This is a genomic window from Dolichospermum sp. LEGE 00246 (assembly GCF_015207865.1).
In the GTDB taxonomy this organism is placed as follows: Bacteria; Cyanobacteriota; Cyanobacteriia; order Cyanobacteriales; family Nostocaceae; genus Dolichospermum; species Dolichospermum heterosporum.
This window is the reverse complement of record NZ_JADEWA010000128.1, coordinates 1-12,110: the sequence shown is the minus strand read 5'-3', so window position 1 is coordinate 12,110 and position 12,110 is coordinate 1. Positions and strand designations below refer to the sequence as shown.

Sequence of the window (12,110 nt, the reverse complement as noted above, 5' to 3'; positions counted from 1 at the left end):
CTACTAATTTACATCACATCAATTAATTAAAAATCTAATCAATTATTATCTCTGGACACTCCCTACCCTATAGAATGACGGAGATTATTGCTTCAATGAGCAACATTACCCTGTAGAAAAGATATTAAGTAGTGAGACAGAATTGATTACACAATGTTATTGCGTTAGCGCAACGTAGCGTTAGTCATATGGGACGAAGTGAAATGAAGCAATTCCAAGGGTTGTGATTGCTTCCCTTCGCTCGCAATGACTGTAAGGAATGTGAATTAAATAAAGTGCAAAAGTAGGGTGTGTTAGCGACAGCGTAACGCACCATTCCACATTAAATCAGAATTGCAGGTTATTAAATTTGCGTTCCTAAATATTTTTGTCCAATTACTTACCGCGATTTTTGATAAATTCGTTCAATCTGATCTACAGTTACCTGTGGACTACAATAAATTTCCAATAGTTCCCTAGCTTTTACCCTCCTTTCTTGTCGTATATTTGGATTATTTAATAATTTCACAGTTCGGTCAATCAAACCTTGATCATCCTCACAAATCCCAGCGTGAATTCCATCTACCGCCGGCATACCTTCCACACCATCAGTATTTGTTACTACAGGTGTACCTAAAGCAAAAGCCTCCATCACTTTCACTTTCATGCCACTTCCAGAAATAGGTGTATATAGCATAACATCCATATTAGCAAAATAGGGTAAAGTATCTGGTACATCTTGATAGATTTCCAAATCTTCTATATCCGTAAATTCTGCTAGTGCATCTTGAGCAGAACGTCCCACAATTTGCAATTTAGCATTAGGAACACGACATTTTATTTCTGGCCATAGTTTAGTCAGGAGTCTCACAGCCGCAGAATAGGATGGTGTCCAATTAAAGCTACCAATTAGCCCGACTATTGGTTGAGGATTAACTTGCTTTTGTTCCGCAAATGGATAAAGTGAAAAATCTATTCCCAATGGAACTGTATAAATCTGAGCTTGGGGATTAATTGTTTGAATATGTTTGCTAAGACGTTCTGATAAGGTAATTATTTTTGGGAAAGCCTTCAATAATTTCTGTTCCGCTCGATGGGTGAAGAATTTCCTAAAGAGTATTTCTAGAGATTTGTTATTCTCAAAAGTTCCATCTAAGGAATATAGGTAGTGGATATTGATTAGAGACCGTTCCTTATATTCAAGTCCTAGCCAACCACTCCAAAGCTGTTCAAGATGTAAAATATCGTAAGGTTTAGCAAGTTCAGTAGCTAAATCTTGACGTAATTGTTGACTAAATATATATGAATAAGGTTGCTGAATAGTTTTTATTTTATCTATTAATCCCTTTTTTTGCTGAGGAATAAGATAGCAACGTAAGTCATACTCCGGGGGAGGAAAAAGATTTTGAACTTTAGATATATCTTGCAATTCCCGACAAGTTACAAAAGCAGTCACATAATGACTTCTGCTAACCAGTTCTTTCAATAACACATAATACCATCTAGCATCCGCATTACCATAAGGTAACGGTGGTGAATTTATTACTAAAATAATTCGTAAGGATTTCATCTTTTAAAAAATGTTACTCCATCTTATCTAAGATACTTTTTGCTATATGATCCCAAGTATAATCCCGTAATTCTTCACTAATAGAAAATACTAACTCATTGTAATATTGTTTATCCTTCCGCCATTTTTGCAGTTTTGCTGCCAAATCATCAGCATCATCAGAATTAGGAAGTAACAAATCTTGCAACTCGGATGGATAAGTAATTGGACAAAAATATTTACAGTCATTGCGAGCGAAGGGAAGCAATCACAACCCTTGGAATTGCTTCATTTCACTTTGTTCCCTATGGCTAACGCCACGCTGTGCTAACGCAATGACATTGTGTAATTAATTCTGTCTCACTACTTATCGTTCGTCCACTCCAGCATCAGCACTGACTATTGCTGGTAAACCACAACACTTCATGCACCCCCAAATCATAAGCCTCATAACGAGTCGGAGCGACCAAGCAATCAGCAGCCCGTAACAAATTCGGCACATCAGCACGAAAACCGAGAAAATTTATGTACGGTTTTTCCATAACGGTAGTTCTGCACCAACACCAATTACTACTAAATTAGCATTCCAATCGGAGGATTTACATAACTGTTGCCATGCTGTAAACAGTGTATCAAATCCTTTCAGTTGATCGCCTAAAGCACCAATAAATGTTACAATTCTTTTATAAGGCAACCTAACTATTGACGAAGTATAGCCTATTCTGTGGGGATCGCTGGATAAAAGATTTGGAGATAGATCCGGTACGATTCTAAATATTTGAGGGATTCGGAATAATGCGTAAGATATTGTTGTTTCTGGCGGTTATGCTGCCGCATCTATTAAAGCTTTTTATTTACAGACAAGTAATGGGCTGGGAAATCGGTAAACAGGTGAAGATTGGTTTTAGCTATATTGATTGTGATCAAGTTTTTATGGGTGATAATATACGGATTAGACATTTCAATATTATTCGTGGACTGAAGCATTTTCAAGTCGGAAGTAATTCCTATATCGCCAATTTCAATGAATTTTTCGGCAACAATAGCTCAGATGAAAAATGGAAAAATGACCTGACTTTAGGGGAAGGAGTTCTGGTTATGAGTCACCATTTTATAGATGTTGCTGGGACTGTAACGATTGGTAGCCACACGACCATTGCAGGGCGAAATACACAGGTTTGGAGTCATAGTTTAACCTATCCTCAGGATATTCCTGCTCTTGTGCCAATGGATGTTTCTATTGGCAAAGAAGCTTATATCGGAGCAAGATCAACATTGATTGGTTGTAGTATTCCCGATAGAGCGGTAATTGGTGCAGGAAGTGTGGTCAACAAAAGTTTCGCTGCCGAAAGCTGTCGTCTGTTAATTGCGGGAAACCCCGCCACAATTAAAAAGCGATACGACAATTCAATTATAATTGATAGGCAAGAATAAAGTTTACAAGGACTGTATCTACGAGAATAAATTTGTTGGAGCCAATTAAGTTTTTTCTCGTGCGTTTCTAAATATTTGAGTAGAGAAATGATGTTATTGGCAAGAGCATAATCGCTAAAATCAAATTAACTTGATTAATATAATACTCTTGAGAATCAATTGAAACAATATTCTCTTTTAAAATTATAAACTTCCAGACTGTTCCCGTAGAAACAACGCCATAAATTTCAGGTAGAACTTGTCCTTCTTGCTGATTAAATATTTGAGCCGCCACCATTTCTGCTATACACTGACCTAAACCTCCTTTAATATTTTCATTTTTAGCTTCCACAATTGTTAACACTGGAACACGAATAAAATACTGCTCTTTCGAGCAACTAATAATATAGTCACAATAGCCCGACAAACCTTTTTCTTGATCAACATTAAACTCAATGCCAGAAAACAAACTAATTCGATAATTGGCTTGACGACGTAATTCTGCTAGAATGGGCGCTATTAAAAATTCAGAACGAGCCTTTTCTGTATTGATCGCAGTTGCTAGAGGTAAATATTCTTGAATAGTTTGTTGTAAATAATCGGTCGGCATTACGCTTTCAGTATTTGAAAATAAATTGCGATCCTCCTCAATAACTAAGTTAAAAGCAGTTTGCACTTTACTGAGTGTCGTAAATTCACTATAAGACATAATTTAGTATCCTATAAACTCGGTAAGCTATATCTCCCTATTAAATACTAACATTGTTCAGAAATCTTACAGTATTACATCGCTGCCAAGATGTTTTTTGCCATATCATCCCAAGTGTAATTTCTTAATTCCTGACTAAGAGACAATACTAACTTTTGGTAATCCTCTTGATGCGATCGCCATTTTTGCAGTCTTGCTACTAAATCTATCACATTATCAGGATTAGGAAGTAACAAATCTTGCAACTGTGGAGAATAGCGTTCCGCAACACCAGCATCAGCACTAACTATTGCTGGTAAACCACAACACAAAGCTTCATGTACTCCTAAACCATAAGCCTCATAACGAGTCGGAGCAACTAAACAATCAGCAGCCCGTAGCAAATTCGGGACATCGTGACGAAAGCCGAGAAAATGAATGTTAGAAATGCCAGCATCAGCAGCACGACTTTTCCATAACGGTAGTTCCGCACCAACTCCCACTACCATCAAATCAGCATCCCAATTAGAAGATTTACATAACTCTTGCCAAGCTGTAAATAGAGTATCAAATCCTTTCCGGCGATCGCCTAAAGCACCAATAAATACTACAATGTTCTTATCTGGCGACCATCCTAACTGTTGACGCAGTATAGCCCGTTCCGTTGGTATCGCTGGATAAAAGATTTGGGTATCTATACCATAATAAACTACGTGCAGTTTTTGTTCAGGAATCGCCAACTTCTCCATTAAATCTCGTTTAGTGCGGTTTGAATTCACAATAATTACCCGTGCAGATGTTAATGCCTTTTTTTCATCATCTAAGAACATCCGATGGGAAATCTTCCCCTTTAATTGACGCAATAAATTCACTTGAGAGTCAGATTCATAAGCTGCATGAACATAATGTACCCAGTTAACATCTCCCCATTGACAATTACCTCCATTGACTATAACTCTAGCATTCTCCCGCATCAGACGCTGTGCTTGTAAACGTCCTATCCAATTCAGTAAGGGGCTACTCAATAAATCAGAATTAGCTAATTTTGGCACAGGATGAAATTGAACATGAGGGTAAGCCAATAATTCATCTGCTACTCGATAGCCTACTAGATATACTTTTTCTCCTTGTTTTGCCAAATAGTTCGCCAAAGCAAAATTAGCTCTATCCATGCCACCAGTTTTGACAAAATCCGCTACTACGAGTAAATAAAATTTCATAACTACTAGGTTGTTGAAAGATTGTCATTTTTAGTATTGTTAGCAACTACAAATAGTGCGCCATTCAATAACCATAATTCCATACCCCCTTGACTATTAAATATGGGATAATTAAAGGTAATGGCTATAGCACCAAGATTGTAAGCAAAAACCAATCCACCCCACAGCGCAAAGTCACCTAATTTACGATTAATAGCAATTTTCCAAGCAGTAATGCCAGCCAAATAAAGAGCAGCAACATAAGCAAGTATCAGTGGTACACCTCCATCTAATAGCCACCCTGTCCACTGGATTTCTACCCAAATAGGTTGGGACTCCAGATAGGTGTTATCACCAAAATAGTTATTCATCATTCCCCAACGCCCTAAACCAGCCCCCAAAGGATATTTAGGTAGTAAGTTGTTAATAGTATCCTGCAAAAAATGTCCCCTATTTTCCTGGTATACTTGGTGAGCAGAACCAGCAAATAAGCTAGTTATCCGGTTGAGGGTAGACTGACCTCCAATTGCTACTGCCCAGGAAAACGTTGCTATAAACAAAGCTGTCACACTGGAAACCATCATTGTCAAACGGGCAATTTGGGCTGTCCTGATTAAGACTAACGCTAAGAAAACCATAGATATGGCAGATAAGGCCAAAATAGAGCGCACTTGGGATAAATAAATGCAAAACAATCCAATACCACCACTAGCTATACCAGTAAGTCGTAAAATTGGATTTTTGTATTTGATGGCAATAACAACACCAAACAGTAAAGCATAAAAACCAGCATTTGCTGCCCCTCCAGGTGAGTCAGTCAACCCCATTGGCCTATACACTTGTATGCCATTAGTTAAAGTAATTAACAAGTTATCTCCACCATAGATACTATTCTGAATAACTGTGGAAAGAGATGGCTGAAATTTGCCAGGAAAATAGACTTGCAACACACCAAAACATGAACTAAGAGTGTGAATTCCCCACATCAAAAACATTAAACTATTGAACCCAACCTGTGTAATTTTTAAACCTCTCACCCAAAATAAAGGACTGAGAATAGCAAGATACATAGCACATTGAGCCAGCCCAGCCGTTATAGAATTAATTTGGGGATGTAAACTCAACTCTAACACCAAGATGGCCATGACTATCAATGCTGGGTTAGTGGCAGGATGTTTGTTTCCTTCTGGCTTCAACCTTACTAATAAAAATAGACTCAGTGCAAAGGAAGCGCCCCGTATGGGTACACGAAGAAGACCGACTTGGGGAATCAATAGTAATAGTTGAAGAGTAAACTGTAGGAGGATGAAGCTGTGCGCCCATGTCCAGTTGAGTTTCTTCCAGATAGAAGAATTTGATAAGTTATGTTCTGTTTGGCTAATCACTCAATTTACCTAAATAATTTAATTTGTTATTTATTTTTTATTAATACTTGCCATCCAGGTTTCTGAAAATAACTAATTACTCGCTCAGGATTTTTCGTAGCTAGAAAACTTGTAGGCTGCCAATTAGTCCGTGCAAGTTCAGAGTTAGGAGGTAAGATAACAGGTTTTGCAAAATTACGGTGAATCCTAAAAACCCTATATCCCATTGATTCAAACAATGTAGTAATAGGTGTAGGATATTCATTATGCTCTTCAAAAACACAGTCTCGTATTCTTTGTTGTTGTAGTAATTTTTTTGCTCCTTTTAGTACCTGTAGTTCATGACCTTCGACATCAAGTTTCATGACTCCTATTTGTTCTGTTTCTGGAAACAAACTATCCAAAGAGCATGATTCTAAAATTATAGATTTATCTGTAACTTCATCAGTAGTAACAACAGAAGCTAAACCTCGATTAGTCGTAAAAGAATCAGGAATCTGAAGTTGTACTTTTCCTTCCTGTTCAGAAATAGCAACATTTTTAATACAAAACTGGACATTTCTTTTTAACTGCTCTTGCCATTGATTAACATTATGTTTTAATTCTGAAAATATTTCTGGATGAGCTTCAAATGCCCAAACACAACCGCCAGAAATAGAACTAACACGAGCAGCTAAAACTGATGTCATATAGCCAATATTTGCACCAACATCTATTACTAATTCACCTGGTTTAGTTAACCGCCAGAGTGTTTCTGTAACAGCTAAATCAACTATTCCTAGTGTGGTCAAAATTTTTCCATGTTCTTCCTGTGGACGCACTCTAATTTGCATACCCCAAGGAAGTCTCTTATCCACAAATTCAGCGGCTGATGTTGGCCTAAAAGGGAGTATCCTTTGTAAAGCAATTTTTGGTTGATAGAAGTATTCTGGTTTGAAAATTTTGTCTAAAATCATAAGATAGTCCCTTATTTGAGTTTCTGACCCACACAAAGAATATTGTCACTAAATGCCCGACCCCGAAAACCTAAACTTTTCGGCCAGTGCCAAGGTGTAAAAGGTATCCGTCCACAATAACTATAATCTATGTTAATATTAGTCAAACCGCACTCTGTAAATATTCTAATTAAGTCAATTTCCAATAATGCAGTTATATGGGCGGGATAAAGACCAGGTGCTTCTTGAAAGGCGTTAAACTGATTTTTGAGAATTAACGTTAACTTGCTCAACAGGCTTAAATTATTAGGTGTAGTCACAATTACCAATCCACCTGGTTTAGTTAACCTAACCAATTCTCGCATCAAAGCTCGTGGATTTTCTAAGTGTTCAATAACCTCCACTGCACAGACTACATCAGCCACTTGTTCTGGTAAAGGTACTTTGCCAATATCTAAATCAAAAGGAATAAATTCTATCTGTGTCGGTAAATCATCATAGCGAACAGCATCTACACCAAGATAACGGTTAAAGCCATTATTTACCAATGAATAGAGTTTGCCCTGACCACAACCCACATCTACCAATACACCACCTTGAGAATGTCTTTGTGCTATTATTCTCGCTACCATTTGATAGATATGGTCGCCACTAGCACCAAGGCTTTGTTTAGCCCTATTTTCAACATTGCCGACATCAGACACACTCATGCTGCAACCTCCTGTTTGACAACTTGAGAAAGTAACCTGTAAAGCTGATTTAATTGCCTTTGGGGATTACACAGATACTCAGCCCTGGACTTACCACCAGATGCTAAAGTTGCTCTTTCACTAGGATTGGCAATCAATCCACCTAAAACATCGCTTAAGGCATTAATATCATTAGGAGCAACCAAGCGCCCACAGGAATCATCAACAATTTCCATTGCTCCTCCCATAGCTGTTGTCACCACTGGTAAACCTGCATAAAGGGCTTCTATAAAAGCAATCCCGAAAGGTTCAGAACCACTATTGGACTGACAATGAATATCCGCAGATGCTAACAAGTATGGTACATCAGCACGTTGTCCCAAAAAGCGAACCTGTTCACTAATACCCAGTTTTTTTACTTGAGTTTCCAATTCTTGAAGATATTCTGCTTCATGGGGACGTTGCACTCCCCCAGCTATCCAACATACCCACCCTGGTACTTCCCGCAATTGTCCTAAAGCCGAGATTAACAGACTTTGACCTTTCCAGCGTTCCAAACGAGATACTTGGATAATAACTACGGTATCATCAGGGGTATTGAGTTGAGTTCTGACAGATTGGCGAATTGAAGCATGATTAACAATATTTGCTGGAGCTACAGGCAGATAAACAGTTTCACAGTGAGTTCGATAAAGTTTTGTTACAGTCCCTTGGGTGTAACGACTATTAGCAATCACTAAATCTGGAACAACTAACTTTGCTAACTGTTCTAAAACTTGGTTGCCATTTACTGTATCATGACACCAAAAAATCAGGGGTATGTGATTAGCCTTGACAACTGAGCCAAAAATTCCTTGTACCCAGCAAGCATGACAAATCACCACATCAAATTGTTCTTGTTTGAGAATTTGCTGGAGTTGATTTCTCGCTTTCCAAACGGTCAAAGGATGACTAATTTTGACGTTACCCAGTTGATGTACTTTGGAGTCTAAATTTCGCAGTTCGTCAGCTAACCTACCTTCAAAACACAAAGCAAACTGAGGCTGCATTTCCTGACATAAACTTTGCTCTTTAGCTAGAGTCACCAATAGAGTTTCAATCCCTCCAAAGAGATTTCCTGAGTAAATATGGAGGATTTTCATAGTAAATTCACGGGTGATTGTAATGTAGTGTAATTCAATTCTGAACTCAAAATTTTGTCATATATATTCAAACTACGTTCACCCATAGATATATGATTAAAATATTCAGCCCGGTCTTGACTAGCTTTAACGAGTCTATTACGTAATCCTGGCTGACGTAGGAGACGATTGGCCGCTTCAGCTAAAGCTTTCGAGTTATTAATGGGTACTGTTAAACCTTCCTGTTCATGACGACTAACCCAAGGGACTCCACTACAAGGAATATTGGCATTAATCACCGGACAACCACTAGCCATTGCTTCTACCTGAACTAAGCCAAATCCCTCGCTGCGGACATTAGAAGGAAACCAAAGAGCGGTAGCAGCATGATAAGCTCCTACAAGTTGATCTTCACTGACATGACCTAACCAAACAATACGGTTTTCCACTCCTAATTTTCGAGCTAATGCTCTTAACTTTGATTCTAAAGATCCAACTCCAATAACAACAAGCTTTCCCTGTACTCTTGGGAGAGCCTGAATAGCTATATGCAAGGCTTTGTAATAGACCAGTCTACCCACAGCCAGCCAGATTGTATCTCCATATTTTTCGCGGAGGTTGCGACTATAAGCCAGTGCCTCTTGATTCGGTTCTCTATAGATTTCAATATCTAAACCTAGTGGGATCACATTTAATTTATGAGAATAAAATCGCAGAAATTTTGAGCCTTGAATATACTGAAAACTGGTAGTTAATATTTGTGAACTTTGACTATAAATGATATGTTCAAAGGGACGCAAGGCATATTTTAGGATTTTTTGTTTAATGACATCACTATGGTGGGTAATTACTAAAGGTATTTTCCTATTCAACATGGTTAAAGCCATGAGCATAGTTGGATTAGGTGTATGGAGATGAAAAATAGTATTTGGTTTGTTAACAAATTTATTAATTTCTTGGCACATTCCTGAACAAATATCAAATCTAGCTACTGATAAAAGCCGACCAAGCCGGGTAATGTGAACATTTCTATCCATTTCATAACCAGTTCTGGTTTTAGTCGCTAAATGTCCTTGTTCATCAAATCCATTGACACAAATTACATGAACTTCTGCACCCACAGCAGCTTGAGTTCTGGCTAGAGTTTGAATAGAAACACCTATTTATCAAGCATCTGGTCAGTTAGTCCTCAAAAAGAATTCCACCTCTTCACTGACAGGAGTAGGTAGCCAATTAGGGCAACTGGAAAGTTCAGTGACTGGTAGACCACTGGGAACAGAGATAGCTGTATTACGTTCCCTGCCTATAGCTGAAAAAACAATTAGTAGTCTCAAACTCAACTTAAACCCGCTAACTCTTATAAAAGACATACAGATCAAGAATATAGAGAATACTGATATTTTAGAAATAAGTTATGCAACTACAAATCCTCGACAGGCCACTCAGATTGTTAACTCATTAATGAAAGTTTATATAGAGAATGATATTAACGCTAACCGCTTGCAAACCAAATCTGCGAGGCAATTCATCGCTGAACAACTACCAAAAGGAAAGCTTGTACTAAACCTGGCGGAAAGGAGAATGTTAAATTTTAAACAAGAGAATAGAGTGTTAGACTTGAGGGCAGAAGCGGCATCAAGTGCTAGTATTCTCGCAGATTTAGATAAACAGGTAGTAGTAACGAAATCAGCATTATCCGTGCAAACTGCAAAAATGGCATCAATTAGGCGGTTGTTTGGGATAAATTCACAGGAAGCTGTAATTGCTGGTTTTGTGGGTGAGTCACCGAATGTTACCCAAGTATTGCAACAGTTACAACAGACACAACAAAAATTGGCAATATTAAGGTTGACCTTAAATGATACCCACCCCACGGTAATTAATCTCCAGGAACAGGAAGTTGTTCTTAAACAAGAACTCCAGGGACGGATCAAAAGCAGTTTTGTTGGTAACGTGGGGCGTTTAAATCAAATAAAAAATGCCGAGGACATAGTTCCATTAGGTGGATCTAGTTTGCAACAACGTATTCTTGCAGATTATGCTGATGCTGAAACAGAACTTCTGAGCTTAGAAGTGCAGTTGAAGGCTCTAGCCGAAGCAATTCAATATTATAGACAAAGGGCTAATGTGTTGCCACAACTTGAATTACAACAACGCCAGATAGAAAGAGAAATAAGTGCTACTGAGTCTAGCTATCAAAATCTCCTGGCTAAATATCAGGAACTGCAAGTAGCCGAAAATATGCAGGTTAGTAATGCTAGGGTAATTACGCCGGCGATAATTCCCGTCGTACCAATTAAGAGCCGTCAGTATACTAATTTACTCCAAGGATTGATTGGTGGGGTTTTACTGGGTGCGGCTACAGCTTTTATGCTGGAAAAAATGGATAACACCATCAAGACAACTAAATCTGCTCAAGAATTGTTAAATTATACCCTCCTAGCCTATATTCCGTCATTTAGTAATGGTAGCGAAATTCCCGATATCATTGTCAGCAACCAATCTGACTCTCCTATGAGTGAGGCTTTTCGGATGTTGGAAACCAATTTGAGATTTTTTAATTCTCAACAACGAATCAAAGTTGTTGTCGTATCAAGTTCCGTACCGAAAGAGGGTAAGTCCACAATTTCCGCCAATTTAGCTTTTGCCATGTCACAATTAGGACATAAGGTATTACTAATAGATGCAGATTTGCGGAAACCTAATCAAAATAAAATTTGGAAAGTTGCTAATGAGATTGGTTTAAGTAATGTTATTAAAGGCCAGTCAAATTTAGATAGTGCCTTAATAGAAATTACACCTGACTTACATCTGATAACTGCGGGTAAAGAAACTAAGAACCCCTCGAAAATAATCGGTTCTAGTCAAATGCCTAAGTTGATAGACCAGCTTGCCCAGGAATATGATTTTGTGGTGATTGATACACCGCCTTTGACTGTTTCTGCTGATGCTACCATTTTAGGTAAATTGGCGACTGGAATTTTGTTTGTTGTCAGACCAGGAGTAGCTGATACTGATAGTGTTTCTATTGCTAAAAATGTGTTAGATCAGGCTAATCAAAATGTTTTAGGTGTAGTTATGAATGGCATTAGTGCTAGACAGCAATATTATGACTATGCTGGAAGTGAGGTTGGTTAGGCAGGGAGCAGGGAGCAGGGAGTAGGGGGCAGGGG

At 38.2% G+C, this 12,110-nt stretch carries 13 protein-coding genes; 2 read left to right on the top strand and 11 right to left on the bottom strand.

What is annotated here, in order from left to right; genetic code table 11:
* Positions 1-379: 379 nt before the first annotated feature.
* From IQ228_RS11020 to IQ228_RS26575, 4 genes are all read right to left on the bottom strand, one after another.
* The gene (locus IQ228_RS11020) at positions 380-1,549 is read right to left on the bottom strand and encodes a glycosyltransferase family 4 protein (RefSeq protein WP_027404755.1); all 1,170 of its coding nucleotides are present in this window, start codon (positions 1,547-1,549) and stop codon (positions 380-382) included.
* 13 nt (positions 1,550-1,562) lie between these two features.
* Positions 1,563-1,736 carry a hypothetical protein gene (locus IQ228_RS11015; RefSeq protein ID WP_193962858.1) on the bottom strand — a complete coding sequence of 58 codons (174 nt, stop codon included), beginning with the start codon at positions 1,734-1,736 and terminating at the stop codon, positions 1,563-1,565.
* 181 nt (positions 1,737-1,917) lie between these two features.
* The gene (locus IQ228_RS26580) at positions 1,918-2,070 is read right to left on the bottom strand and encodes a hypothetical protein (RefSeq protein ID WP_228043801.1); all 153 of its coding nucleotides are present in this window, start codon (positions 2,068-2,070) and stop codon (positions 1,918-1,920) included.
* Positions 2,052-2,222, bottom strand: a complete 171-nt coding sequence (locus IQ228_RS26575; protein WP_228043800.1) for a glycosyltransferase family 4 protein — start codon at positions 2,220-2,222, stop codon at positions 2,052-2,054. Before IQ228_RS26575 ends, IQ228_RS26580 begins: the two co-directional genes overlap by 19 nt.
* 101 nt (positions 2,223-2,323) lie before the next feature.
* On the opposite strand from IQ228_RS26575, the gene IQ228_RS11005 reads away from it, so the two are divergent.
* Positions 2,324-2,962: a DapH/DapD/GlmU-related protein gene (locus IQ228_RS11005; protein WP_027404757.1), complete on the top strand. Its 639-nt coding sequence runs from the start codon at positions 2,324-2,326 to the stop codon at positions 2,960-2,962.
* Positions 2,963-3,029: 67 nt separating this feature from the next.
* On the opposite strand, the gene IQ228_RS11000 is transcribed toward IQ228_RS11005, so the two are convergent.
* From IQ228_RS11000 to IQ228_RS27410, 7 genes are all read right to left on the bottom strand, one after another.
* A complete protein-coding gene (locus IQ228_RS11000) occupies positions 3,030-3,650 on the bottom strand; it encodes a hypothetical protein (protein WP_193962857.1) in 621 nt (206 codons plus the stop codon).
* A gap of 74 nt (positions 3,651-3,724) precedes the next feature.
* Positions 3,725-4,849 (bottom strand): glycosyltransferase family 4 protein, encoded by a 1,125-nt coding sequence (locus IQ228_RS10995; RefSeq protein ID WP_193962856.1) that lies wholly within the window; start codon positions 4,847-4,849, stop codon positions 3,725-3,727.
* A 5-nt stretch (positions 4,850-4,854) separates the two neighbouring features.
* Positions 4,855-6,213: a hypothetical protein gene (locus tag IQ228_RS10990; RefSeq protein ID WP_035083362.1), complete on the bottom strand. Its 1,359-nt coding sequence runs from the start codon at positions 6,211-6,213 to the stop codon at positions 4,855-4,857.
* A gap of 26 nt (positions 6,214-6,239) precedes the next feature.
* Positions 6,240-7,148 carry an FkbM family methyltransferase gene (locus tag IQ228_RS10985; RefSeq protein WP_193962855.1) on the bottom strand — a complete coding sequence of 303 codons (909 nt, stop codon included), beginning with the start codon at positions 7,146-7,148 and terminating at the stop codon, positions 6,240-6,242.
* An 11-nt stretch (positions 7,149-7,159) separates the two neighbouring features.
* Positions 7,160-7,837 (bottom strand): bifunctional 2-polyprenyl-6-hydroxyphenol methylase/3-demethylubiquinol 3-O-methyltransferase UbiG, encoded by a 678-nt coding sequence (locus tag IQ228_RS10980; RefSeq protein ID WP_027404761.1) that lies wholly within the window; start codon positions 7,835-7,837, stop codon positions 7,160-7,162.
* Positions 7,834-8,958, bottom strand: coding sequence for a glycosyltransferase (locus tag IQ228_RS10975; protein WP_193962854.1), 1,125 nt, complete (start codon positions 8,956-8,958; stop codon positions 7,834-7,836). The genes IQ228_RS10980 and IQ228_RS10975 overlap by 4 nt, the downstream gene beginning before the upstream one ends.
* Positions 8,955-10,058, bottom strand: coding sequence for a glycosyltransferase (locus tag IQ228_RS27410; protein ID WP_370566872.1), 1,104 nt, complete (start codon positions 10,056-10,058; stop codon positions 8,955-8,957). The genes IQ228_RS10975 and IQ228_RS27410 overlap by 4 nt, the downstream gene beginning before the upstream one ends.
* 133 nt (positions 10,059-10,191) lie before the next feature.
* Between IQ228_RS27410 and IQ228_RS10965 the strand changes: the two genes are divergently transcribed.
* Positions 10,192-12,075: a GumC family protein gene (locus tag IQ228_RS10965; RefSeq protein ID WP_370566871.1), complete on the top strand. Its 1,884-nt coding sequence runs from the start codon at positions 10,192-10,194 to the stop codon at positions 12,073-12,075.
* Positions 12,076-12,110 lie beyond the last annotated feature (35 nt).

Bases quoted from the DNA above. Each gene is read 5' to 3' on its own strand.
- IQ228_RS11020 (WP_027404755.1), bottom strand. From the start codon at position 1,549: ATGAAATCCTTACGAATTATTTTAGTAATAAATTCACCACCGTTACCT.
- IQ228_RS26580 (WP_228043801.1), bottom strand. From the start codon at position 2,070: ATGGAAAAACCGTACATAAATTTTCTCGGTTTTCGTGCTGATGTGCCG.
- IQ228_RS11005 (WP_027404757.1), top strand. From the start codon at position 2,324: ATGCGTAAGATATTGTTGTTTCTGGCGGTTATGCTGCCGCATCTATTA.
- IQ228_RS11000 (WP_193962857.1), bottom strand. From the start codon at position 3,650: ATGTCTTATAGTGAATTTACGACACTCAGTAAAGTGCAAACTGCTTTT.
- IQ228_RS10995 (WP_193962856.1), bottom strand. From the start codon at position 4,849: ATGAAATTTTATTTACTCGTAGTAGCGGATTTTGTCAAAACTGGTGGC.
- IQ228_RS10985 (WP_193962855.1), bottom strand. From the start codon at position 7,148: ATGATTTTAGACAAAATTTTCAAACCAGAATACTTCTATCAACCAAAA.
- IQ228_RS10980 (WP_027404761.1), bottom strand. From the start codon at position 7,837: ATGAGTGTGTCTGATGTCGGCAATGTTGAAAATAGGGCTAAACAAAGC.
- IQ228_RS10975 (WP_193962854.1), bottom strand. From the start codon at position 8,958: ATGAAAATCCTCCATATTTACTCAGGAAATCTCTTTGGAGGGATTGAA.